The organism is Streptomyces sp. NPDC047043 (assembly GCF_040644055.1).
In the GTDB taxonomy this organism is placed as follows: Bacteria; Actinomycetota; Actinomycetes; order Streptomycetales; family Streptomycetaceae; genus Streptomyces.
The window spans coordinates 49,107-71,175 of sequence record NZ_JBEYVO010000031.1; the positions used below are offsets into that span (position 1 = coordinate 49,107).

The following is a 22,069-nucleotide window of genomic DNA, read 5'->3' on the forward strand; positions in this document are numbered from 1 at the left end:
CACTCTGGGGCGGTGGTGCATGCAGTTCCTCTGTTCAGTGCTGCGGGTGCCCCGGTCTCACGGCCGGTGCCCCGTCATCCGTGCCGCCGACGCGATCGTCGCGCGCGCCTCGCGTTCGGTCAGGCCCGTGTTGAGGGCGGCCTCGACCAGGGGATCGACCAGGGCCGGGCCGATGCCGTCCTCGTAGGCGCGGCAGGCCGCCCAGAACAGGCGGGTGTTGCGCTGCCCCTCGTGCGCGGCCAGGACGAACTGGACCAGGCCCTGGCCGTGGTCGCCGCTCGTCTGCGGTGTGGGCTGCTGGGCGCGGGGCGGCGGCAGCAGCAGGCGCAGCAGGGCGGGCGGGCAGGCCGCGGGGGCGAGGTGGGCTGTGCCCGGCGCCGTGCCGTAGACGCCGTGGTCGGTGCGGGAGCCGGGGCCGACGAGGTAGCCGCCGGCGCCGCGGATGTCGATGCCGGGGGCGAGGCGGCCCGCCGAGTTGGGGACGACGATGTCGGGCGGGCCGCTCAGCCAGAGGTGGCGGCCGCCGCTGGGGGTGAGGACGACCACCGTGTCGGGGATCGTGAATAGATGGCGCAGGGCCAGTTCGCGCAGGGCGGCGGAGGAGTCCGTGCCCGACTTCGTGTCGAGGTCGATGCCGATCAGATGGTGGGGCGGAAGGCCGCACGCGATGCCGTAGCCGGTCGCCCAGGGGGCCGCGGTGAACAGTTCGCGGATGCGCGCCGGGTCGGTCGAGGCGTCGTACACCCCGTGGCCGAGACGGCCGCACTCGCCGTGGCAGGGCTTGGGATCCGGGTCTTCGCGGTGCGGGGAGCGCAGGGCCGGCAGCTTCGTCCGGGACAGGGGAATGACGGCCAGTCCGCGCTCGGCGGCTGACAGGGCGTGTGCGAGGGCCAGCGTCGTGGCCTGCCGGTCTGTGGTGGCCATGCCTCCATTTTCGTACGCATGTTCGAAAAATGGAAGAGGAATCGGCGGCGACGCGCCGGGCCGGGAGGATTGGCCGGAAACGTGCCGGAACGCTTCGGCCCTTGCGGCACTTGCGATGGAGGCGTCCGTACTGGCCTGATCTGTTGCTGTCTGGGAGTTAGAAGTCGCGATAGGGGTTTATCGACTTGTTGTAGCACTTGAGGGCGAATCGCCTCGTCCGGGGTGGTTCGCCGGGGATTCGGTGGGCAACTCTGATCTTGCGACGTCGTGCACAGCACCGAGGCGGTCGGCCAACTGCCTTGAAAACAGCCGTAGTTCACGTACTACAAGCGCTTCCGGCCAGCAGCCGGTGCGTACTTGGTGTTCTGGAGGAACAACATGGCAAGCATCCGTACCGCCCGCGTCATCGCCGCCGTCTCCGCCCTCCCGCTGGCAGCCGCCCTGTTCACCGGCGTCGCGGCGGCGGACAACGGCGCCTTCGCCGGCGACGGATCGAACGCGGGTGTCGCGAGCATCGTCGGCAGCGGTGTCGGGCACGACAACAACGGCAACTCGTCCACCACGCAGCAGAGCGCGGTCGGCTCCGGCGCCTCGAACCAGAGCAACACCGCCCAGGTCAACGGTTCCGCGTTCACCTCCATCAACCAGGGGAACAAGAACGTCGCCGTCAACTTCACCGAGCTGTGGTGAGCCGACGGCCCTGACTCTCCGGGAGTTCTGGGGCGTGCTCCGTGGGGTGCAAGGCGTCTGCGCGGCGGTACTTCGGTGCCGCCGCGCAGGCGTTTTCGTGTACGGCCGCGAGCTTGACGTTCGCCTGCGGTCACGTCCTTGACAGTGCACCGTATCTGACGGACAGTCAGAAACTCCCGTCGAGATCGTGGGAACCCGCTCGGCGGCAGCGGTGTACCAGAAGTGTCAATGCGATGCGGCAGGAGATGGCGAGGGGGCGGCGGTGAGCGAAGAGCCGGGAGCGAGCGAGGAGTTGGGGAGTCGGCTGAAGGCCTACGAGGGGCGGGCGGCGGCCGTCGCCGGAGTGGGCAGGGACCCCGTCAACCTGCCGATGATCCGGCACTGGTGCGAGGCCATGGGGGACACCAGCCCTGCCTATGTCGGGCCCGACGCCATAGCGCCCCCCACCATGCTCCAGGCCTGGATCATGGGCGGCCTCTCCGGGCATGAGGGGCGCACGGACGCGTACGACGAGCTGCTCGCCCTGCTCGACGAGGCGGGCTGCACCTCGGTCGTCGCCACCGACTGCGAGCAGGAGTACGTACGGCCACTGCGCCCCGGGGACGAGGTCACGTTCGACACGGTGATCGAGTCGGTGTCGGAGCGAAAGACGACGAAGCTGGGCGCGGGCTACTTCGTCACGACGCGGACGGACATCCGGGTGGGCCCCGACCTCGCGGGCACACACCGCTTCCGCATCCTCAAGTACGCCCCCGCACGCCGCGCACCGAAGCCGACGGCCCGCCGCCCCCGCCCCGTCGTCAACCGCGACAACGCCGGCTTCTGGCAGGGCGTCGAGCGCCACCGCCTGCTCATCCAGCGCTGCACCGACTGCGCAACGCTCCGTTTCCCCTGGCTTCCGGGCTGCAACACCTGTGGCTGCCCGGACTGGGACACGGTGGAGGCGAGCGGCGAGGGCACGGTCCATTCGTACGTCGTCATGCACCACCCGCCCTTCCCGGCTTTCGCCCCTCCTTACGCGGTCGCGCTGATCGAACTGGCGGAAGGGGTGCGGATGATCAGCAACGTGGTGGGGACGCCCTACGACAAGGTGCGCATCGGCATGCCGGTCCGGCTCGAATTCCAGTCGTACGACGAGGAGTTGGTGCTCCCCGTCTTCCGCACCCTGGAGGACGCGGCATGAAGCCCGGCGACGCGCTCCCTCCTCTGGAGATCCCGATCACCCGCACTCTGATCGTCGCCGGCGCCATCGCCTCCCGCGACTACCAGGACGTGCATCATGACGCCGAGCTGGCCCGGAAGAAGGGCTCCCCGGACATCTTCATGAACATCCTCACGACGAACGGCCTGATCGGCCGCTACATCACCGACCACTTCGGCCCGACGGCCGTGCTCCGCAAGGTGGCCATACGGCTGGGGGCGCCGAACCACCCCGGGGACACGATGGTGTTGACGGGGCGGATCGAGGAGGTCGAAGGCGAGACGGCGACGGTGCGCGTGGTCGGGGCGAACGGGATCGGCAACCACGTCACGGGCACGGTGACGGTGACCGTCCCGGCCGAAGGACCGGGGGGTGCGTCATGAGCGTCCGCACCCGCGACAGCCTCGGCGGCCGGGCGGCGGTGGTCGGCATCGGGGCCACCGAGTTCTCCAAGGACTCGGGGCGCAGCGAGCTGCGGCTGGCCGTGGAGGCGGTGCGGGCCGCGCTGGCGGACGCGGGACTGACACCGGGCGATGTGGACGGGCTGGTCACGTTCACGATGGACACCAGCCCGGAGATCACCGTTGCCCAGGCCTGCGGGATCGGCGAGCTGTCCTTCTTCTCCCGGATCCACTACGGCGGCGGGGCGGCCTGTGCGACGGTCCAACAGGCGGCGCTCGCGGTGGCGACGGGCATAGCTGAGGTCGTCGTCTGCTACCGCGCCTTCAACGAGCGGTCGGGACGGAGATTCGGCTCCGGGGTGCAGCACCGGGAGCCGTCCGCGGAGGGCGCGGCGCTCGGCTGGTCCCTGCCGTTCGGTCTGCTCACCCCGGCCTCATGGGTGGCGATGGCGGCCCAGCGCTATCTGCACACGTACGGGCTGACCCCGGAGGCGTTCGGGCATGTCGCCGTGGTCGACCGGAAGTACGCGGCGACGAACCCCGCGGCGTACTTCCACGGGAGACCGATCACCCTCGCCGACCACGCGGCCTCGCGTTGGATAGTGGAGCCACTGAGACTCCTGGACTGCTGCCAGGAGACGGACGGCGGCCAGGCGATCGTCGTCACGTCGGTGGAAAGGGCCCGTGACCTGCCCCGTCCGCCCGCCGTCATAGCGGCCGCCGCCCAGGGAGCGGGCCGCGGACAGGAGCAGATGACGAGCTTCTACCGCGACGACCTGACCGGCCTGCCGGAGATGGGAGTGGTGACCCGCCAGCTGTGGCGCACCTCGGGGCTGACGCCGGCCGAGGTGGACGTGGCGATCCTGTACGACCACTTCACCCCGTTCGTGCTGATGCAGCTGGAGGAGTTCGGGTTCTGCGGGAAGGGGGAGGCGGCGGAGTTCGTGGCCGGGGAGACGTTGCCGATCAACACGCACGGAGGGCAGCTCGGGGAGGCCTACCTCCACGGGATGAACGGGATAGCGGAGGGGGTGCGTCAGCTGCGCGGGACCGCTGTGAACCAGATACCGCGGGCAGGCAGGGTCCTGGTCACCGCGGGCACGGGGGTCCCCACATCGGGCCTGGTCCTGGCCGCGGACGGCTGAGCTCCCCGGTGGGCCCTAGGGGGTCGTCCCGCAGTACCCCCGACCCGCTCGTCCACCTTCAGGAGGTGCAGCTAGCTCCACCCCTACAACCTGAGGCGGAGTCTGCTTCGGGACCTGCGGCCGATCCGCCGGAGGTGGGTGCGCTCATAGCGTGGAGCCATGACCACGACCGTCTGCACCAGCGCTTCGACCGCCGCCGATCCGGCGACGCAGACCCTTGCCTACCCGTCGTTCGCGTCGTACGTGAGGGCCCGCCAGCCGGTGCTGCTCCGTACCGCCCGGTCGCTGACCGCGAACCCGAGCGACGCGGAGGACCTGCTGCAGACCGCGCTCACCAAGACCTATGTCGCCTGGGAGCGCATCGAGGACCACCGTGCACTCGACGGCTATGTGCGCCGGGCGCTGCTGAACACACGCACGTCGCAGTGGCGCAAGCGCAAGGTCGACGAGTTCGTGTGCGAGGAGCTGCCCGAGCCGGAGCCCGTGCCCGGTGGGGACGACCCGGCCGAGCAGCAGGCGCTGCACGACGCGATGTGGCGGGCGATCCAGAAGCTGCCCGCCCGGCAGCGGGCCATGGTCGTCCTCAGGTACTACGAGGACCTCAGCGAGGTTCAGACGGCCGAGGTGCTGGGAGTGTCGGTCGGGACGGTGAAGTCGGCGGTGTCGCGGGCGCTCGGCAAGCTGCGGGAGGACCCTGAGCTGGGACTTGTTCGACAGTGAGGTGTAGTGGGCGGTCCGTGGGGCGTCCATGTGGGGCAACGTGACCTGATCGATCACCGGCACCTAGTGACATACCGCGCGGTATGTGCGCAGAATCGGCCCAGCCCTTACTGCCGCGTAGGCAATGTCGCCCCGGGAGGACGCCGTGCTGAGCACGATGCAGGACGTACCGCTGCTGATCTCGAGGATCCTGGCCCACGGGTCGACGATCCACGGAACATCGCAGGTCACCACCTGGACCGGCGAGGGCGAGCCGCATCGCCGCTCCTTCGCCGAGATCGGCGCCCGCGCGGCCCAGCTGGCGCACGCCCTGCGCGAGGAACTGGGTGTCACGGACGCCGACCGTGTGGCGACTCTTGCCTGGAACAACGCCGAGCATGTCGAGGCGTACTTCGCGATCCCCTCCATGGGCGCGGTGCTGCACACCCTGAACCTCCGCCTCCCGGCCGAGCAGCTGGCCTGGATCGTCAACCACGCGGCCGACAAGGTCGTGATCGTCAACGGTTCGCTGCTGCCACTGCTCGCCCCCCTGCTGCCGCATCTGAAGCCGGTGGAGCACGTGGTGGTGTTCGGACCGGGCGACCGCACCCTGCTCGCGGACGCCGCGCCGCAGGTGCACGAGTACGAGGAGCTGATCGCCGGCAAGCCGACCACGTACGACTGGCCCGAGCTGGACGAACGCCAGGCCGCCGCCATGTGTTACACCTCCGGCACCACCGGCGACCCCAAGGGCGTGGTGTACAGCCACCGTTCGATCTATCTGCACTCCATGCAGGTCAACATGGCGCAGTCGATGGGCCTGACCGACCAGGACACCTCGCTGGTCGTGGTCCCGCAGTTCCACGTCAACGCCTGGGGCCTGCCGCACGCCACGTTCATGACCGGCGTCAACCTGCTGATGCCGGACCGCTTCCTGCAGCCGGCCCCGCTCGCCGAGATGATCGAGTCGGAGCGCCCGACTCACGCGGCCGCCGTGCCCACCATCTGGCAGGGCCTGCTCGCCGAGCTCAACGCCAAGCCCCGTGACGTCTCCTCCCTCACCCAGGTCACCATCGGCGGCTCGGCCTGCCCGCCCTCTCTCATGTCGGCCTTCGACAAGCTCGGCATGCGGGTCTGCCACGCCTGGGGCATGACGGAGACCTCCCCGCTCGGCACGATCGCCCGCCCGCCGGCCCATGCGATCGGTACGGACGAGGAGTTCGCGTACCGGCTGACCCAGGGCCGTTTCCCGGCCGGCGTCGAGGCCCGCCTCAGCGGCCCCGGCGGCGAGCGCCTCCCCTGGGACGGCGAGTCGGCCGGCGAGCTGGAGGTGCGGGGCAACTGGATCGCGGGCGCGTACTACAACGGCCCCGACGCCGAACCGCTGCGCCCGGCCGACAAGTTCAGCGAGGACGGCTGGCTGAAGACGGGCGACGTCGGGACGATCTCCCGCGAGGGCTTCCTCACCCTCACCGACCGCGCCAAGGACGTCATCAAGTCCGGCGGCGAATGGATCTCGTCGGTGGACCTGGAGAACGCGCTGATGTCGCACCCCGACGTCGCCGAAGCGGCCGTGGTCGCCGTCCCCGACGAGAAGTGGGGCGAACGCCCGCTGGCCACGGTCGTGTTGAAGGAGGGCTCCACCGCCGACTTCGAGAGCCTGCGTGCCTTCCTCGCCGACGAGGGCCACATCGCCAAGTGGCAGCTTCCTGAGCGCTGGACGATCATCGAGGCGGTGCCGAAGACGAGCGTCGGCAAGTTCGACAAGAAGGTGCTGCGCAGGCAGTACGCGGAGGGCGAGCTGGACGTCACCAAGCTCTGAGGAACGCCCACGGCAGGGTCGTACGGCGGCCTCACCGCCGTACGACCGAGTCCCTTATTGCCGTACGACCAACGCCTCACCGCCGTACGGACGTCGTGGTCCATCCCAGCAGCAGCCACACCCCCGCCACCGCGCACACCCCGCCCCAGCCCCAGTGGCTGAAGGCGAGGCCCGCGAGGGCCGAGGCGGAGGCGCCGCCGGCGAAGCCCGCGACGACGTAGGCGCTGTTGGCGGTGGCCGGGGTCGAGGTGGTGGTCAGGGCGAGGGTCTGGTTGGCGACGTGGGAGGCGACGAGGGCCGCGTGGACGGCGATCGCAGCCACGAACAGCGCCACCAGCACCCGGCCGCCCAGCCAGAACAGCGGGACGGACACGGCGGCGAGCAGATACGCGGACCGTACGACCTTGGCGGCGCCGAAGCGGTCGACCAGGCCACCGGCCAGCGGTGCCACGACGCTCGCCGCGAGGCCGAAGAGGCCGAACAGACCGGCCGTGGCGGTGGAGAAGCCGTAGCCCCCGGCCGTCAGCAGCAGGGCGAGCGAGGTCCACAGCGCGCTCCAGGCGCCGTACATCCCCGCCTGGCGCACGCACGCCCGCCACAGGTCGGGCGACCGGCGGACCACCGACGGCATGGCCGCGAGTCCGGCGAAGAGCGGCCCCTGGCGGCGGCGTGTCTCCGCCGGCAGCACGGACGCGGTCGCCAGGCCCAGTACGGCCGTCAACGCGGCCGCGCCCACGAAGACCACCCGCCAGCCGAAGGCCTGGCCGACCAGGCCGCCGAGCACCCGGGCCGCCACGATGCCGGTGAACAGGCCCGCGATGACGGCGGCGACATGGCGCGCGCGGCGGTCGGCGGGGGCGCGTTCGGCGACCAGCGGGACGAGCAGCTGGGGGACGACGGTGGCCGCGGAGGCGATCAGGACGGCGGCCGCGAGGGCCGTGGTCCCGGCGGCCATGGCGCCCGCGATCAGGGCCACCGTCGTGACGACCGACAGCACGGCGACCAGGCGGCGCCGGCTGACGCTGTCGCCGAGCGGGGCGAAGAAGAGCAGACCGGCCGCGTAGCCGAACTGGGCGACCGAGGCGATCCAGGCCACCGCCGACGGGGTCGAGCCGAAGTCGTGGGCGATCAGGGGGAGCAGCGGTGCCGCGAGGTAGATGTTGGCGGCCGTGACTGCGGTGCAGAGGGCGATCAGGGGAAGGAGGAGATGCTGGGCCGCGTCTTCCGTCTCGCGGACCGGGGCGGCGGCCTCTCGGGTGGCGGTTGTCGAGGACATGAGCTGCGGGACTCCTTCGAGCCGACTCTAGCAACTAACTGGTTGGTTGGAAGGGGGAACAGTCTGCGTCGCCCGTTGATTCCCTGTCAACCAAACGGTTGGTTACAAGCGCGGTACCCTGCCCCCATGGCAGTCAGGGACCCCGCGGCCACCAAGGCCCGGATCTTCGAGGCGGCGGTCGCCGAGTTCGCCCGTCATGGCATCGCCGGGGCGCGCATCGACCGCATCGCGGCCGCGGCCAAGGCCAACAAGCAGTTGATCTACGCCTACTTCGGCAACAAGGCGGAGCTGTTCACCCAGGTCCTCGGCAAGTCCATGGTCGACCTCGCCGTCTCCGTCCCCGTCGACCCGGACGACATCGAGGGCTGGATCGACCGGCTGATGGACTACCACGCGGCCCACCCCGAACTGCTGCGCCTGCTCTTCTGGGAGGGCATGGAGTACGGCTTCACCGAACTGCCCGACGAGGACGAGCGCCAGGAGCACTACCGCCGCAAGGTCGCAGCCGTCCAGGACGGCCAGGACCGGGGCGTCATCACCGACGCGATCCCCGCCCGCGATCTGCTCTTCCTGCTGGTCGCCATCGCCAACTGGTCCACCGTCGTTCCGCAGATGCGCCGCGTCCTGGTGGGCGCAGACGACACCGACACGGACCGCCTGCGCGACTCCATCAAGGAGGCGGCGCGCAGGCTCGTCGCCAAGTGAGCAGCAGAAAGGGCTAGTTGGTCCCGATCCGCGACAGCAGGTCGACGATCCGGCTCTGCACCTCGCCGCTCGTGGACCGCTCGGCGAGGAAGAGGACGGTCTCGCCGGAGGCCAGCCGCGGCAGGTCGGCCTGGTCGACGGCGGCGGTGTAGACGACGAGCGGGGTGCGGTTGAGCTGGCCGTTCGCGCGCAGCCAGTCGATGATCCCGGCCTGGCGGCGGTGCACCTGCATCAGGTCCATCACGACCAGGTTGGGCCGCAGCTGCCCGGCCAGCGTCACCGCGTCCGCGTCGCTCGCGGCCCGCGCCACCTGCATCCCGCGCCGCTCCAGCGTCGCGGTCAGCGCCAGCGCGATCTCCGCATGCTCCTCGATCAGCAGCACCCGCGGCGGGTGCTGCTCGCTGTCACGCGGCGCCAGCGCCTTCAGGAGTACGGCGGGATCGGCACCGTAGGCGGCCTCGCGCGTCGCCTGTCCGAGACCTGCCGTGACCATGACCGGCACCTCGGCGGCCACCGCGGCCTGCCTGAGCGACTGCAGCGCGGTGCGCGTGATGGGCCCGGTCAGCGGGTCCACGAAGAGCGCGGCCGGGAAGGCGGCGATCTGCGCGTCGACCTCCTCGCGTGAGTGCACGATGACGGGCCGGTAGCCGCGGTCGCTCAGCGCCTGCTGGGTCGTCACGTCCGGCGCGGGCCACACCAGCAGCCGCCGCGGGTTGTCGAGCGGCTCCGGCGGCAGCTCGTCGTCCATCGGCACCGGGCGCGGGGTGTCCGCGATCTCCACGGCGCCACCGGGGCCGTCCAGCGGCTCGGGTCCCTCGGCCGCGTTCTCGTCCGGGGCCCCTATGGCGTACGACCGTCCGCTGCCCTCGGTCACCGGCGCGAGCCGGGACTGACCGGCCATCGACGGCTGCGGCTGGGGCTGCGCCGGTACGGGGGCCTGCTCGGCCTGCGGGTGCGGACGCGCCGCCTGCTCCGCGGCCGGAGCCGGGCCGGCGGCATCGGTCCGCGTACCCAGCTTGCGGCGTCGGCCGGAGGCGCTCGGGTTGTGCGGCGCGGGCGTCGCCGTCGGCTGCTGCACCTGTGCGGCCTGGCGCGTGAACGGCACGCCCTGGCCCAGCGTCCGCACGCTGATCGCCCGGCCCTGGGTGGAGTTCGGGTCGACGGGGGCGGCCGGTGCGGCGGCAGCTTCGGCGGGCAGCGGCTGGGCGGCGGGGCGCGCCTGCGCCGGAGCCTGTGCCGCGGGGGCGGCCGGGGTCTCCGGCGGGAGCGGAGTGCCGGGCGCCGCGGCGGGCTGCTCCGGGGCGGGCGCGGGCCGGCCGGGAGCCGGCTGCGCCGGAAGCGGCCGGCCGGCGTTGTCCTGCGCGGGAGTACCCGGCGCCGGAAGCGGCTGAGCGGCCGCGGCCTGGGCGGGCGCCGCGACCTGACCGGTGGCGACCTGGCCCGGGGCGACCTGACCGGTGGCGTTCTGCGCGGGGACGTTCGCGGCCGGGGCGACCTGGGCGGGAACGGTCACCGCCTGCTGGACCTGCACCCCCTGTTCGGCGGTCTGCCCGCCGCTCTCCTGCACCGCAGGCTGCGCCACGGCACGGCGGCGGCGGCCCGTCGGCGCGCTCGTGGGGTGCGGCTGGGGCGGGGTGTGGTCGCCGGACTGGTCGAGCGGAACGGCATCGTGCCGGCCGTCGTCGATCAGGGCGTCGCCGGAGGCGTCCTGGCCGGTCTGTCCGGGGAGCTGCGGCCGGCCCGGAACCTGCGGCTGAGCGGGGGCCGGCGACTGCCCCGGAATCTGGGGCTGCACCGGCACGGGCGCCTGCTGCTGAGCTCCGTCGGGTGTCCGGTCCGCCTCCGCGGGAGGCAGCGCGAACACCGAACGGGGCGCCGCCTCCTGCGCGGCCGCACGGTCGTTCGCGGCGGCCAGGGCACGGCGCCGCCGCCCGGTCGGCTCGGAGCCGTCGGCGAGTACGGGCTGGTTCGCCGGTACCGGCTGCTCGCCCGGAGCGGAAGCGGAACCCGCGGGCAGCGCCGCCGGCAGCGCATGCTGCTCGCCGCCGTGCCGGGCACGCCGTCCGCCGGGCGCGGGCACGCCCTGCGGCGGCACCGTTCCGCCCAGTCCCGTACCGACGGCCGCGGTCCCCGCCCCATGCTCGCCCGCCATGACGACGGCACCCTCGGCGACCCCGTCACCGGCGCCCTCGGCCGACCGCCCGCGCCGCCGCCCGGTACCGCCGGAGACCTCCAGGGCACCCGCGGCAGCGGCGGCCGCCGACTCCTCGACCGCACGCCTCCTGCGGCGCCCGGTGGGCGCACCGCCCTCCGCGTCGCCGGCCTCGGCCGGCTCGCCGGGCTCCTCCGGGGTCTCGCTCTCCAGGAACGCGTCGACGGACGACCGCCGCCCGCGGCGCCGCCCGCCCCCCGAGGTCGTCTCGGAGGAGCCGTCCTCCTCGGCGGCCGGGGCCTCGACCGGAACGGCCCCGGCCCCGCCCCCGATGGGCACCTCCAGCACATACGCGCTGCCGCTCATCCCCGGCACTTCGTGCGTCTGCAGCACACCGCCGTGGGCGCGCACGATCCCGCGCACGATCGGCTCGTGCACCGGGTCTCCCCCGGCGTACGGCCCGCGCACCTCGATCCGTACGACCTCGCCGCGCTGCGCGGCCGCGACCACGACCGTGTTGTCCATGTAACCGCCCGCCGACACGGGCGCGTTGCCGGTCGCGTCGACGCCGGCGACGTCCGCGACCAGGTGGGCGAGCGCGCTCGCGAGGCGCTGCGGGTCGACCTCGGCCTCGATGGGCGGCGCGTGCACGGCGAACTGCACCCGTCCGGGGCCGATCAGCTCGACGGCCCCGTCGACACCGGCCGCGACGACCGCGTCGAGCATGACCTTCGTACGGTGGATCTGCTCGGACCCGGCGTCGAGCAGCTGATAGCCGAGGACGTTGTCGATCAGGGTGGTGATCCGGGAGTAGCCGGCCGACAGGTGGTGCAACACCTGGTTGGCCTCGGGCCACAACTGCCCGGCGTCGTCGGCGGCGAGGGCCGCCAGCTCGCGCCGCAGCTCGTCGAGCGGGCCGCGCAACGACCGCCCCAGCAGGGTCAGCAGCTGGTCGTGCCGTCCGGCGAGCGCCTCGAAGCGGTCCTTCTCACGCTCGCCGAGCGCGGCGTACCGCTCCTCGCCGGCGCCGAGTTCCTCCGCGTGCTGCTCCTGCAGCGCCTCGACCTCGGTGACGTGCTTCTGGCGCAGGGCGGTCAGCTCGGAGGCGTGGTCCTCCTCGATCCGCTCCAGTTCCTCGGCGTGCCGTTTCTCCAGCGCGGCCTTCTCCTCGGCGAGCGCGTCGTACGGCCGCCGGTCGGCGAAGGTCATCACGGCGCCGACCAGCTGGTCGCCGTCGCGCACCGGCGCGGTGGTCAGGTCGACGGAGACCTTGTCGCCGTTCTTGGCGAACACGACCTGCCCGCGCACCCGGTGCTTGCGCCCGGAGCGCAGAGTGTCGGCGAGCGGCGACTCGCCGTAGGGGAACGGGGACCCGTCGGCCCGCGAGTGCAGGATGAGGGTGTGCAGCTCCTTGCCGCCGAGGTCACTGGCCCGGTAGCCCAGGATCTGGGCGGCGGCCGGATTGACGAGCACGATCCGCCCGTCGGTGTCGGTCCCGACCACACCCTCGGACGCGGCCCGCAGGATCATCTCGGTCTGTCGCTGCGAGCGCGCCAGCTCGGCCTCGGTGTCCACCGTCCCGGTCAGGTCGCGCACGACGAGCATCAGCAGCTCGTCGCCGCTGTAGCCGTAGCCGTCGTAGGCCTGCTGGCCGTTCTCGAGGTTGGCGCTGGTGACCTCGACGGGGAACTCGGCGCCGTCGGTGCGGCGCGCGATCATCCGCGTCGGCTTGGTCCGCCCGGCGGGGTCCATGTGGTCGGGCCGCCGCATGGACCCCGGGATGAGCTTGGAGTCGAACTGCGGCAGCAGGTCGAGGAGTCCCCGCCCGACGAGAGCGGTCCCGGGCGCTTCAAAGGCCTCGAGCGCGATCGTGTTCGCGTTGACGACGGTCCCATTGGCGTTGACCAGCACCAACGCATCGGGAAGCGCGTCGAGTATGGCTGCGAGGCGAGCAGCGCCTCGGGATGGCCTGCTGCTCACGAGACGCTTCCTCCCTGTTACCGCACCTTGCCGACCGCTCGGGCCATCTTGCCAACCGGCCCGCGACGTGTCACGCGAGGGAGTCTACGGGCACCGGTTGCGCTCGCGACGCCGGATGAGAGGGAGGTCGCACGACGAAGTGACGTAGAACGTGTGACCGTATGGCGTGGCCTGCGGGACTTTGCGGAGACCGTGTTTTCGCCATGGAAAGCCTGTGCTCGCGATACGCCCCCGTACGCGCGCTTCCGGTCGTTTCTCCTACTACCTTCACACGGGCCCTTGCGGACGCAGATCCGGCAGCAACGGCACGAGCCGGCCCCAGCGGGCGATCTCGCACCCGTCGCTGCGGTCGTACGACGCGTCGACGGGCCGCCCGGCCCAGGTCCCGGTGACATGCGCGGTGGCGGGCCCGCCGTACTGCATGGTGCAGACGCTGCCCTCGGGCACCGGGGCGAAGGTGTCCTTCCCCCACCGCGTGCCGCGATCGAGGGCGTCGCACGCACCGGCGATGTCGGGGTGGTCGCCGGAGCCGGGATGGCAGTGGAGCTCGTACGTCCCGTCCATGCCGTTGCCGGTGTGCCGGACGGTGACGGTGAGGTGATCGCCGGCCCCGTCCTCGTCCTGGACGGGAGGGGGCGCGAGCACGAGGGGCCCGGCGGCGGCGTACGCGGCGGCGGGCACGACGGAAGAGGCGGCGGTGGCGGCGACGACGAGGAGTCGTGCGAGCCGGCGAGGACTGCGGGTGACCTGCAACATGAACAGATCAACGCGACGACCCCCCGGGACGTTGCGCGCCGGGCCGCGGTACAAGCGCTTTGCCCTGCGGCCTGCCTGCCTAGTACCGTGGGAGCCGATTGGTGACACCCCGCTCGACTGTGTCATCATCTGCACGCACCACTCGCGCTCGCGCGGTGGCTGATGTTGGAGGCGTCGCCTAGTCCGGTCTATGGCGCCGCACTGCTAATGCGGTTTGGGCCTTAAAGCCCATCGAGGGTTCAAATCCCTCCGCCTCCGCACCTCGACTCAGGGAGTCCCTGCCGAACGGCACGGGCTCCCTGAGTCGTGTTCACCCCCTGCCCTGCGCTGGGGCAGAAGCGGGTCGGGACAACCGCTTGCCCCTCGTGGCGGTCGCCGGCTGCGACACGAGCCGGGGTGACGCCGGACACCCTGAGCTCGCCGAGCGCGCCACGCCAAGACCATGGCGTTCGATGGTGTTTCCGCAGGTCACAAGCGGTATGGCAAACGGATTTCACATGGCGGCGGCAGTCATGTAATGTTCTTCCTGTCGCCGCGACGGGCCCGAAAGGACCAGGACCGGCGGGAAAACAAAACAAGCACTCGTAGCTTAACGGATAGAGCATCTGACTACGGATCAGAAGGTTGCAGGTTCGAATCCTGCCGAGTGCACACAGGTCAAAGCCCCCTCGGGATCATCCCGAGGGGGCTTTTTCACTTGCTTCGGCATGGACCTCCATCGTCATGACGATCTGAGAGTGCCTCAGGATCCATGGCGCCACCTTGGGACTTATGAGGCCGCTGTGACGCCTTTTCAAGCTCCAACGCTTCTATAGCGAGGCTTCATGGCCTCCCCAAGAGCCGCGTTTCATCCGACTTGGTCGTCGATGGCGCATGTGTCGTGTCCCAGGTCGGCCAAGATCGAAATACTCCAGTGGGGGAACCTTGACGAGAAGCACCATGCCGAGGCGCATACTGGCCCGGACGGTGGGCGTTGTCGCAGCAGTGACAGTCGCACTCACGGCCGCACCGGTCGCGGGCACTGCGCAGGCCTACAGCGCGGCGTCGGGAACGCTGAGCTTCAGCGGCGATCCGGGTGAGCCCATCTCGGGCGGTCAGTCGTACGAGTACACGGCTGGAGCGGTTCAGATGTTCGACGTCCAGGGCAGCAGGGACGAGAACAGCCTTGATGTCGCGATAGATTCCGAACCGGGCACGCTCTGGCGTCTCATCGTCGCCGCCCCCGATGGTCAGAAGCTGACTGAGGGCACCACGTACACCGGTGCCGAGCAATGGCCCTACGCCCAGCCGAGCGATCCGGAACTGGTGTTCAGCGGGATCGACAACGGGACCGAAAAGGGCTGTAACACCAACTCCGGCTCCTTCACCATCGAGCACATCTCTTTCGGCCCTTATGGCTACGTCCGCGAACTCGATGCCACCTTCGAGCAGTACTGCAACGGATCCGCGGTGCCTCTGCGTGGTGCAGTGCACGCGGTCATGCCCGAACCTCCGGTTGAACTCGCCATGGGGATGAACATCGATCCCGAGGGCACGGTTGACGTCCCAGACGGTCGGATCACCGTCGGTGGCACCGTGACGTGCAACAAGCCGGCCAGCGTCTCGCTCGTCGGCCAGGTCTTCCAGATCCAGAAGAAGGGGACGCCCGGCGCGTCCTATGAGACAACCGTGGCCTGCACCCCGGGCGCGCCTGTCCCATGGTCCGTCAGCCTCACCAGCCAGGAACCCGGCACCTCGTTCCAGCCCGGCGTCGCAACGATACGCAGCCGGGCCCGAGCGGATGACCGCGATTACCCGGTGACTGCCGACACCGGACAGCAGGAATCAGAGGTCACGCTCTCCAAGTCCTGACCCCGAGCGACCGCAGGATCAGCTGACATCGCAAAATGGCTGGAGGCCCCGGAGTGATCCGGGGCCTCCAGTGTTTCTATGAGCTACGTGACACGATTTCCAGTCACTCAGTAACCGTGACCGCCGTGGTCGCAGCCCATTTCGGAACCGTTGTGGTTCCATTGCGCACCTGGATTGCCCTCGCCGTTCAGCAGGTTGCCGGCCAGTCCGTTGGCCAGGCCGATCTGGCCGAGGAGGTCGAGGTCCAGATCGTGGGACTTGCACCCTCCTCCACCATGCATGACTGCGGCGCCCTGGGCGTTTGCGGTGCCGGTGGCTATGAAGGTGAGGCTTCCGAGCATGGCGGCCGCGACAGCGGCCTTGTGAAGCTTGCGCATTACTCCTCCTTGGGCTGAGTAGAGCGCACCACTAAAAGATCACTTGGCGCTCAATTCGGAGGCTAATGCGATATGTCCCACACCGCTCATCGGGGCTGCCATACGGGGGCATGGGGGTCCCGTCGTCTCGTCAGACGTAGGTCCAGCGCCACGCGTTCGAGCTGTACGTGCACTTGATGGCCGCGCCGCTCGCGGTGGTCGTCGTGGCCCCGTGGTCGCTGTTGCGGCAGAACTGGCCCGCGGAGTAACAGTTCCCCGAGCTGGAGACGATCGAGCAGGTGCCGGTGGTGTCCTGACTCCCGCTCCCGCCACCGCTGTTGGTGCCGGCGGCCCGGGCTGCGGCGGTCTTGGTGACGGTGACCGTGGGCCGGGGCTTCGCGGCGGCCTTGACGGTCTCGGTGACGGTCGGGCCGGGCTCGGGCGTGGCCGTCACGGTCGAGGTCGCGGTGATGGTCGTCGCGGGCTTGACCTTGGTCTCGACGGGCTGCTGACCGTCGTTCCCGGCGGTGCCGATGAGCGTGCCTGTGACAAAGAGGACCACTCCGCCGATCCACACGCGAGGGCGCCTGCGGAGCGGACGGGTGTCGGGCGGGCGGGGCGCCGGCGGTATCGGCGCGGGCGCGTTGTACGGGTTGGTCATCTCGTCCCCCTGGGTGTTTCAGGTGGAATGACCGTAGTGCCCGGGCAGGTGTTGTGTGGATGGTGTGTGAAATAGGTGATCGCTCTGTGACTTTGGCGGAGTGGGGGGGGGGTAGCGGCGAGAGAGCGCTTCCGGGTGCGAGTGCGTGAAAGGCCCCGGGAGAATCGGTCGATTCCCGGGGCCTCTTGCGGTGCGGCCGGTGCAGTTGTCGGTGGTGGGCCGGGCGGGGCCCGGCCGGATGTGCGGGCTCAAGCCGCCGCCTCGGCCAGCCGGTAGAACGCCTGCGTGGTGCGCGGGTGGGCGATCTCGTCCAGGAGGTGCCGCCACTCCGGGTCGGAGAGGTCCGGGTGCGCCTGGTCCCAGGCGGTGAGGAGCGGGACGAGCTCGGTCTCGCCGGGGGCCTTGGCAAGGGCGTCGAGGGCGGGGTTCGGCTTCGGGGAGGGCAGCGGCTGCATGTTCATGGGAGTTCCCTTCGGGGGCTGTCCATGGGGTCCGTTGTGTTCTGCTGGCTTCTACGATGCCGCGGTCCGGCCGCCGCCACCATGAAGCGTCCTGCCGTATCGAAGGTGTAGGTGGCTGTACCCCGGAGGGGGCTGCACTCCCCCCTCGGGGTATCGGGGGTCGTGTGGAGCGACACGAGGTGCCGTTGGTGGGCGGGCGTATCACCGTCGGCGTCGTCAGGGTCGGCGACACCGTGCGGCGGCCGGTCACCGCGTCGTCCGGCTTCGTCGCGGAACTGCTCGGGCACCTGCAGCGGCAGGGGTTTGCCGGGGCGCCGCGCCACCTCGGCCTCGACGCTCGCGGTCGCGATGTGCTCGGCTACCTTCCCGGCCGGGTGCCCGCCCGCTTCCAGTACTGGAGCGACCGCCAAGTCGCAGCCGCCGGTGCGCTGCTGCGTGCCCTGCACGACGCCACGCGCGGCTGTCAGCTCGCCGGCCGGCGCCCCGTGGTCTGCCACAACGACCCGGGGCCGAACAACGCCGTCTTCTCGGACGACGACGTACCCGTCGCCTTCATCGACTTCGACACCGCTGCTCCGGGCGAACCGCTCGAGGATCTCGGCTGCATGGCGTGGACCTGGTGCGTCGCCTCCAGGGCCGAGGCGCCGCCGGTCGATGTCCAGGCGGCGCAGGTGCGAATCCTCGCCGATGCGTACGGACTTGACGCCGCCGGCCGTTCCGGGCTCGTCGACGCGATGCTCGACAGGCAGGCCCGTAACGCCAGTTGGTGGCGGGCTCGCCTCCCCGGATCCGACGACCCAGAATCCCAGCAGATCGCCGAGCGCATTCGGTGGTCCGAGCGCGAACACGCCTATACGGCGACCAACCACGAGGTATTCGCTGCAGCCTTGCGTTGACGGACACCGCTGGGCTCGTACACGGTCACCGGGGTTGCGGCGGCGCGGCTGCCGGTGGCGAAGACGAACAGGCGCAGGACCAGGAAGCGGCCCACGCCCGCGATCCCGGCCGCGGCGAGGTAGACGATCTGCTCGGTCGGCATGGACGGCGACGACTGCACCGCGTGCAGGACGAACATCGCCGCGCAGGTCACGACGTACGCGGCGACCGCCGATCCTGCTGCCTGCCAGTGCCTGCGCCAGCCGGGACGGCGGCCGGTGCCGAAGGTGAACACGGCGTGCAGCTCGGTGCAGAGGACCGTGGACGCGATGGTGATCACCGCGTTCGACAGGGCCCACGGCATCAGCAGGGCCAGCAGCGGTACGGCGGCGCTGGAGAGGAGTCCGACACCGCCGCCGCACACCACGAACCGTACGAAGGAGGCGAAGGCGCCCGGAGCCGCCGGCGTGTGCCGTACGTCGTTCGACGGGAGCAGCGGCTGCATGGCGGAATTTCCTTCCGGGCAACGGGACTTGATCGGCTGTCTCCAACGATCCCGTCAGCCGCGGCGCGGAACGAGGGGGCACGCTCCCGAAGTGGGGGTGGGGCTGGCTCCACCATGAGGCTCGTGCGCACCCGATCAACAGGGCCTCAGTCCGTGCGGCAGTGCTCCTCCAGGTACCCCGCAGCCAGCGCGCTCGCGCGGGTGAACCAGTCGGTCAGTACGGCGATTTCGGCGGGGGAGTAATCGGCGAAGAGCTCGTGCAGGCGGGCGTAGTACGGCTCGTAGACCTCGCGGACCCGGGCCTCCGCGTCCGGCTGGGCGGCCACGCGGACGCGGCGGCGGTCGGTCGGGTCGGGGCGGCGGGTGACGTAGCCCGCGCGTTCCAGGCGGTTGAGGATTCCGGTCACCGCGCCCGTCGTGACATGGGCGCGGGCTGCCAGGTCGCCGGCCGTGAGCAGGTTCTCGCCGGCCTCGATGACGTAGGCGAAGCAGGTCAGGTCGGTGACGTTCAGCCCGATCCGCTGGGCCATCTCCTGCTGGCCGATCAGGCTGGTCGCGATGAGGTGGTCCATCGCCGACAGCGCCTGGGCCGGGGTGGCGGTCGGGCGCGGCTTGGCTTGCATTCCGGATTCCCTGATTCCCTTAGATCGTGAGAGGTTTATGGGATAAATTTCTTACGTGGTGAGAGGTTCTGCCTTGGGGGGCGAGGCCTTTCAGGGTGAGGTCTATCGGCGAGAGGGAGGCGGGCACATGAGCGCACATCAGTATGACGAGGGGCACACGGTCGCGGGGTGGACCGGTTTCGCGATCGCGACTGTGGGTGCGGTGGTGCTGGGGTTCGGCGTGTGTACGGCGTCGGCCCTGATCCTGGGCGGAGGGCTGGGGATCGTGGCCGTGAGCGTTCTCGTCACCTGGGCGCTGCACCTCGCCGGCTGGGGCAAGCCGCCGGGGCGGCGGCCGCGGGAGCAGTGGGGGTGGCGGGTGCGGGATCTTGCGGCACGGGAGGGGCATGCAGGGTGCGTCGGGTGCCGGCTGGCGGGGCGCGGGCGGGGAGTGCGGAGTACAGCGGAGTCGTACGGCTCCGTGGCCGTGGCCGGCGGTGCGGAGCCGGAGCCGGCCGGCGCTGAATCCGGTCGCTGACCTGGGCGGACGCGATCGCCGGACCTCGTTGTCAGTGGCGCCCTCTACGCTCGGGAGCAATGGCACAGGCATGGAGGTGCTCGGGGCTGCGGTGGGCGGCGAGTGGTCCCGTGCTGGCGTGGGACGGTGGGCGGCGCAGTGCGCTGACCTGGGGGAAGCGAGTGGCCTTCGGGGTCGCGGACGGGGGTGTGCGGACGTGTGTGGGAGCGCGGGGGCATGCGTGTCCGGTGCGGGCGGTCGTGCCGGGGCGGAGTACGGGGGCACGGTGCGAGGAGTGTGCGCGGCTGGACCGGGCGCACTCCGTGGCCGCCGACACGATCGCGGACGACCCGCGGCCGTACCACGTATATCTGGCGTGGTTCGGGCCCGGCATGCTCAAGGTCGGGATCACGGCCGAGGAGCGGGGGTCCGCGCGGCTGCTTGAGCAGGGCGCCGTCTGCTTCAGCTGGCTGGGGGTCGGGCCACTGATGGCGGCGCGGCGCACCGAGGAGCTGCTGCGCGCCGCGCTCCAGGTACCGGACCGGATTCCGTACGTCGAGAAGCGGGCCGTGCGGTCCGGGCTGCCGGGGTCGGCGGCGGAGCGGGCGACCGAGATCGAGGCGCTGCACGGGCGGGCCGTGGGGCTGGCCGACTGGCCGGAGTCGCTGACGCGCGAGCCCTGCCAAGTCGTCGACCACGTCGGGGAATTCGGGCTCGACGGGCTGCCGCCGGCCGTCGGCGAGGTGGGCGAGCTGGTCGCCGGCGGCCGGGTGAGCGGGGAGCTGGTCGCCGCGGCCGGGCCCGATCTGCACCTCGCGACCGAGCGCGGGGTCGTCGTGCTCGACACACGGCTGATGACCGGGTGGGAGATCGTGCCCGCCGGGGAGGGGCGTGAATTCACTGTTCCGGTACGGGAGTTCAGGGATCTGAAGGAGGCTGCGGGGGTGCAGGACGGGCTGTTCTGAACCGCCGTCTCCGGGGAAGCCCGGTCAAGAGTTGGATCCCTTGTGGATCCCTTTCGGCAAGGAGCTGGACGCTGGGTCGGGATCGGGCCGATCGTGGACGACATGAGCGATCATCGTGTTGCACCTGTCGCCGCCCATGAACCTCCCTACTACGCCGTCGTCTTCACCTCGGTGCGCACCGAAGGGGACGGCGGATACGGCGAGACCGCCCGGCGCATGGGTGAGCTGGTGAAGGAGATACCGGGCTTCCTCGGCGAGGACTCCGCCCGTACGCCCGGCGGGCTCTCCGTCACCGTCGCCTACTTCCGGGATCTGGCCGGGATCGAGGAATGGCGCAACCACGCCGAGCACCGGGCCGCCAAGGCGTACGGGCGTGAGCACTGGTACGAGCGATACTCGCTGCACATGGCCAAGGTGGAGCACAGCCACGGGTTCGAGAGGACGCCGGTGCATGACTGAAGACGGCGGGGCGGGCGAGGCGGAAGAGGTCCGGCGGTTCTGGGGGCGGCTCGGGCTGCCCGGGCTGGTCGACGTGCACACGCACTTCATGCCCGAGCGGGTGCTGCGCAAGGTCTGGGAGTACTTCGACGCGCTCGGGCCGCTGACCGGCGGTGTCGAATGGCCGATCACCTACCGGAAGGAGGAAGAGGAACGGGTCGCGCTGATACGGGAGTTCGGCGTGCGCGGCTTCACCGCCATGCTCTATCCGCACAAGCCCGGCATGGCGCGCTGGCTCAACACCTGGGCCGTCGACTTCGCCGCCCGCCACCCCGACTGTCTGCACACCTCGACCCTCTTTCCGGAGGAGGGCGTGGAGACATACGTCCGGGAGGCCCTCGACGACGGCGCGCGTGTGTTCAAGGCGCATGTGCAGGTCGGGGCCTACGATCCGGCGAGCGAACTCCTCGATACCGCCTGGGGGTTGCTCGCCGAGGCCGGGACGCCGGTCGTCATCCACTGCGGTTCCGGGCCGGCGCCCGGCAAGCACACCGGACCCGAGCCCATTGCGCGCGTACTCGCCCGGCATCCGCGGCTGCGGCTGGTCGTCGCGCACATGGGGATGCCGGAGTACGAGGACTTCCTCGACCTCGCCGAGCGGTACGGGGAGGTGCGGCTGGACACGACGATGGCGTTCACGGACTTCAGCGAGCGCTTTGCGCCGTTCCCGCGGCTGGCACTGCCCCGGCTGGCCGGCCTCGGCGACCGGATCCTGCTGGGCAGCGACTTCCCCAACATCCCGTATCCGTACGTCCATCAGCTGCATGCCCTGGAGCGGCTGGGGCTCGGGGAGGAGTGGCTGCGGGCCGTGTGCCATGACAACGGGGCGCGGCTGTTCGGGCTGTGAGGCGAGGCCGCTCAAGATCCCCACAGGGAACCCTTACGCCCTGATCACCATGGACTGACGGATGATGGAGCTGACCCGCGCGCGGAGACCGCAGGTCAGGAGCTTCCCAGGGGTTCCCTGAGAGGTCCCTGTGCGTTTCTTAGGGAAATCACAGGTTCTCGAAAGGGTGCTCTCAGAGG

Annotated in this window: 22 protein-coding genes and 2 tRNA genes; 15 read left to right on the forward strand and 9 right to left on the reverse strand. The window is 70.9% G+C overall.

Annotated elements, in window-relative coordinates:
• Positions 1 to 57 precede the first annotated feature (57 nt).
• Positions 58 to 924, reverse strand: coding sequence for a bifunctional DNA primase/polymerase (locus tag ABZ880_RS39550; RefSeq protein WP_361273652.1), 867 nt, complete (start codon positions 922 to 924; stop codon positions 58 to 60).
• A 378-nt stretch (positions 925 to 1,302) separates the two neighbouring features.
• On the opposite strand from ABZ880_RS39550, the gene ABZ880_RS39555 reads away from it, so the two are divergent.
• From ABZ880_RS39555 to ABZ880_RS39580, 6 genes are all read left to right on the forward strand, one after another.
• On the forward strand, positions 1,303 to 1,614 hold the full coding sequence (locus ABZ880_RS39555; protein ID WP_361273655.1) for a hypothetical protein: 312 nt from the start codon (positions 1,303 to 1,305) through the stop codon (positions 1,612 to 1,614).
• A gap of 262 nt (positions 1,615 to 1,876) precedes the next feature.
• Entirely contained in the window at positions 1,877 to 2,797 is a 921-nt protein-coding gene (locus ABZ880_RS39560; RefSeq protein WP_361273658.1) for an OB-fold domain-containing protein, read from the forward strand.
• Positions 2,794 to 3,198 (forward strand): MaoC family dehydratase, encoded by a 405-nt coding sequence (locus ABZ880_RS39565; protein ID WP_361273660.1) that lies wholly within the window; start codon positions 2,794 to 2,796, stop codon positions 3,196 to 3,198. The genes ABZ880_RS39560 and ABZ880_RS39565 overlap by 4 nt, the downstream gene beginning before the upstream one ends.
• The gene (locus ABZ880_RS39570; protein ID WP_361273663.1) at positions 3,195 to 4,361 is read left to right on the forward strand and encodes a lipid-transfer protein; all 1,167 of its coding nucleotides are present in this window, start codon (positions 3,195 to 3,197) and stop codon (positions 4,359 to 4,361) included. The genes ABZ880_RS39565 and ABZ880_RS39570 overlap by 4 nt, the downstream gene beginning before the upstream one ends.
• A 159-nt stretch (positions 4,362 to 4,520) precedes the next feature.
• Positions 4,521 to 5,081: a SigE family RNA polymerase sigma factor gene (locus tag ABZ880_RS39575; protein WP_361273665.1), complete on the forward strand. Its 561-nt coding sequence runs from the start codon at positions 4,521 to 4,523 to the stop codon at positions 5,079 to 5,081.
• A gap of 124 nt (positions 5,082 to 5,205) precedes the next feature.
• Complete coding sequence (locus ABZ880_RS39580) at positions 5,206 to 6,882, forward strand: long-chain fatty acid--CoA ligase (RefSeq protein WP_361273668.1); 1,677 nt, start codon at positions 5,206 to 5,208, stop codon at positions 6,880 to 6,882.
• A 76-nt stretch (positions 6,883 to 6,958) separates the two neighbouring features.
• Here ABZ880_RS39580 and ABZ880_RS39585 read toward each other — a convergent pair whose 3' ends face one another.
• Positions 6,959 to 8,158 carry an MFS transporter gene (locus ABZ880_RS39585; protein ID WP_361273670.1) on the reverse strand — a complete coding sequence of 400 codons (1,200 nt, stop codon included), beginning with the start codon at positions 8,156 to 8,158 and terminating at the stop codon, positions 6,959 to 6,961.
• Positions 8,159 to 8,284: 126 nt separating this feature from the next.
• Between ABZ880_RS39585 and ABZ880_RS39590 the strand changes: the two genes are divergently transcribed.
• Positions 8,285 to 8,863 (forward strand): TetR family transcriptional regulator, encoded by a 579-nt coding sequence (locus ABZ880_RS39590; RefSeq protein WP_361273673.1) that lies wholly within the window; start codon positions 8,285 to 8,287, stop codon positions 8,861 to 8,863.
• 13 nt (positions 8,864 to 8,876) lie between these two features.
• Here ABZ880_RS39590 and ABZ880_RS39595 read toward each other — a convergent pair whose 3' ends face one another.
• Positions 8,877 to 12,995 (reverse strand): PAS domain-containing protein, encoded by a 4,119-nt coding sequence (locus tag ABZ880_RS39595; RefSeq protein WP_361273675.1) that lies wholly within the window; start codon positions 12,993 to 12,995, stop codon positions 8,877 to 8,879.
• Between the two features lie 267 nt (positions 12,996 to 13,262).
• The gene (locus ABZ880_RS39600) at positions 13,263 to 13,751 is read right to left on the reverse strand and encodes an SSI family serine proteinase inhibitor (RefSeq protein WP_361273678.1); all 489 of its coding nucleotides are present in this window, start codon (positions 13,749 to 13,751) and stop codon (positions 13,263 to 13,265) included.
• Between the two features lie 167 nt (positions 13,752 to 13,918).
• Between ABZ880_RS39600 and ABZ880_RS39605 the strand changes: the two genes are divergently transcribed.
• From ABZ880_RS39605 to ABZ880_RS39615, 3 genes are all read left to right on the forward strand, one after another.
• Positions 13,919 to 14,009: transfer RNA gene (locus ABZ880_RS39605), tRNA-Ser, on the forward strand.
• A gap of 320 nt (positions 14,010 to 14,329) precedes the next feature.
• Positions 14,330 to 14,402: transfer RNA gene (locus tag ABZ880_RS39610), tRNA-Arg, on the forward strand.
• Between the two features lie 333 nt (positions 14,403 to 14,735).
• Positions 14,736 to 15,602, forward strand: coding sequence for a hypothetical protein (locus ABZ880_RS39615; protein WP_361273680.1), 867 nt, complete (start codon positions 14,736 to 14,738; stop codon positions 15,600 to 15,602).
• 107 nt (positions 15,603 to 15,709) lie between these two features.
• On the opposite strand, the gene ABZ880_RS39620 is transcribed toward ABZ880_RS39615, so the two are convergent.
• The 3 genes from ABZ880_RS39620 to ABZ880_RS39630 form a co-directional block, all read right to left on the reverse strand.
• Complete coding sequence (locus ABZ880_RS39620) at positions 15,710 to 15,979, reverse strand: hypothetical protein (protein WP_361273682.1); 270 nt, start codon at positions 15,977 to 15,979, stop codon at positions 15,710 to 15,712.
• Positions 15,980 to 16,109: 130 nt separating this feature from the next.
• Positions 16,110 to 16,619, reverse strand: coding sequence for a hypothetical protein (locus tag ABZ880_RS39625; RefSeq protein ID WP_361273685.1), 510 nt, complete (start codon positions 16,617 to 16,619; stop codon positions 16,110 to 16,112).
• A 248-nt stretch (positions 16,620 to 16,867) separates the two neighbouring features.
• The gene (locus tag ABZ880_RS39630; protein ID WP_361273949.1) at positions 16,868 to 17,074 is read right to left on the reverse strand and encodes a hypothetical protein; all 207 of its coding nucleotides are present in this window, start codon (positions 17,072 to 17,074) and stop codon (positions 16,868 to 16,870) included.
• Between the two features lie 170 nt (positions 17,075 to 17,244).
• On the opposite strand from ABZ880_RS39630, the gene ABZ880_RS39635 reads away from it, so the two are divergent.
• Positions 17,245 to 17,976: an aminoglycoside phosphotransferase family protein gene (locus ABZ880_RS39635; RefSeq protein ID WP_361273688.1), complete on the forward strand. Its 732-nt coding sequence runs from the start codon at positions 17,245 to 17,247 to the stop codon at positions 17,974 to 17,976.
• On the opposite strand, the gene ABZ880_RS39640 is transcribed toward ABZ880_RS39635, so the two are convergent.
• On the reverse strand, positions 17,931 to 18,461 hold the full coding sequence (locus tag ABZ880_RS39640; protein WP_361273691.1) for a hypothetical protein: 531 nt from the start codon (positions 18,459 to 18,461) through the stop codon (positions 17,931 to 17,933). The genes ABZ880_RS39635 and ABZ880_RS39640 overlap by 46 nt on opposite strands.
• Positions 18,462 to 18,607: 146 nt before the next feature.
• Positions 18,608 to 19,084 carry a MarR family transcriptional regulator gene (locus tag ABZ880_RS39645; protein WP_361273693.1) on the reverse strand — a complete coding sequence of 159 codons (477 nt, stop codon included), beginning with the start codon at positions 19,082 to 19,084 and terminating at the stop codon, positions 18,608 to 18,610.
• Between the two features lie 127 nt (positions 19,085 to 19,211).
• On the opposite strand from ABZ880_RS39645, the gene ABZ880_RS39650 reads away from it, so the two are divergent.
• From ABZ880_RS39650 to ABZ880_RS39665, 4 genes are all read left to right on the forward strand, one after another.
• Complete coding sequence (locus tag ABZ880_RS39650) at positions 19,212 to 19,601, forward strand: HGxxPAAW family protein (RefSeq protein ID WP_361273695.1); 390 nt, start codon at positions 19,212 to 19,214, stop codon at positions 19,599 to 19,601.
• A gap of 59 nt (positions 19,602 to 19,660) precedes the next feature.
• Positions 19,661 to 20,545 carry a DUF2797 domain-containing protein gene (locus ABZ880_RS39655; RefSeq protein WP_361273698.1) on the forward strand — a complete coding sequence of 295 codons (885 nt, stop codon included), beginning with the start codon at positions 19,661 to 19,663 and terminating at the stop codon, positions 20,543 to 20,545.
• 102 nt (positions 20,546 to 20,647) lie between these two features.
• On the forward strand, positions 20,648 to 21,004 hold the full coding sequence (locus ABZ880_RS39660; RefSeq protein WP_361273700.1) for an antibiotic biosynthesis monooxygenase: 357 nt from the start codon (positions 20,648 to 20,650) through the stop codon (positions 21,002 to 21,004).
• Positions 20,997 to 21,890: an amidohydrolase family protein gene (locus ABZ880_RS39665; protein ID WP_361273703.1), complete on the forward strand. Its 894-nt coding sequence runs from the start codon at positions 20,997 to 20,999 to the stop codon at positions 21,888 to 21,890. Before ABZ880_RS39660 ends, ABZ880_RS39665 begins: the two co-directional genes overlap by 8 nt.
• Positions 21,891 to 22,069: the final 179 nt, after the last annotated feature.

Bases quoted from the DNA above. Each gene is read 5' to 3' on its own strand.
- ABZ880_RS39550 (WP_361273652.1), bottom strand. From the start codon at position 924: ATGGCCACCACAGACCGGCAGGCCACGACGCTGGCCCTCGCACACGCC.
- ABZ880_RS39555 (WP_361273655.1), top strand. From the start codon at position 1,303: ATGGCAAGCATCCGTACCGCCCGCGTCATCGCCGCCGTCTCCGCCCTC.
- ABZ880_RS39565 (WP_361273660.1), top strand. From the start codon at position 2,794: ATGAAGCCCGGCGACGCGCTCCCTCCTCTGGAGATCCCGATCACCCGC.
- ABZ880_RS39570 (WP_361273663.1), top strand. From the start codon at position 3,195: ATGAGCGTCCGCACCCGCGACAGCCTCGGCGGCCGGGCGGCGGTGGTC.
- ABZ880_RS39575 (WP_361273665.1), top strand. From the start codon at position 4,521: ATGACCACGACCGTCTGCACCAGCGCTTCGACCGCCGCCGATCCGGCG.
- ABZ880_RS39580 (WP_361273668.1), top strand. From the start codon at position 5,206: ATGTCGCCCCGGGAGGACGCCGTGCTGAGCACGATGCAGGACGTACCG.
- ABZ880_RS39585 (WP_361273670.1), bottom strand. From the start codon at position 8,158: ATGTCCTCGACAACCGCCACCCGAGAGGCCGCCGCCCCGGTCCGCGAG.
- ABZ880_RS39590 (WP_361273673.1), top strand. From the start codon at position 8,285: ATGGCAGTCAGGGACCCCGCGGCCACCAAGGCCCGGATCTTCGAGGCG.
- ABZ880_RS39600 (WP_361273678.1), bottom strand. From the start codon at position 13,751: ATGTTGCAGGTCACCCGCAGTCCTCGCCGGCTCGCACGACTCCTCGTC.
- ABZ880_RS39620 (WP_361273682.1), bottom strand. From the start codon at position 15,979: ATGCGCAAGCTTCACAAGGCCGCTGTCGCGGCCGCCATGCTCGGAAGC.
- ABZ880_RS39625 (WP_361273685.1), bottom strand. From the start codon at position 16,619: ATGACCAACCCGTACAACGCGCCCGCGCCGATACCGCCGGCGCCCCGC.
- ABZ880_RS39630 (WP_361273949.1), bottom strand. From the start codon at position 17,074: ATGCAGCCGCTGCCCTCCCCGAAGCCGAACCCCGCCCTCGACGCCCTT.
- ABZ880_RS39640 (WP_361273691.1), bottom strand. From the start codon at position 18,461: ATGCAGCCGCTGCTCCCGTCGAACGACGTACGGCACACGCCGGCGGCT.
- ABZ880_RS39645 (WP_361273693.1), bottom strand. From the start codon at position 19,084: ATGCAAGCCAAGCCGCGCCCGACCGCCACCCCGGCCCAGGCGCTGTCG.
- ABZ880_RS39650 (WP_361273695.1), top strand. From the start codon at position 19,212: ATGAGCGCACATCAGTATGACGAGGGGCACACGGTCGCGGGGTGGACC.
- ABZ880_RS39655 (WP_361273698.1), top strand. From the start codon at position 19,661: ATGGCACAGGCATGGAGGTGCTCGGGGCTGCGGTGGGCGGCGAGTGGT.
- ABZ880_RS39660 (WP_361273700.1), top strand. From the start codon at position 20,648: ATGAGCGATCATCGTGTTGCACCTGTCGCCGCCCATGAACCTCCCTAC.
- ABZ880_RS39665 (WP_361273703.1), top strand. From the start codon at position 20,997: ATGACTGAAGACGGCGGGGCGGGCGAGGCGGAAGAGGTCCGGCGGTTC.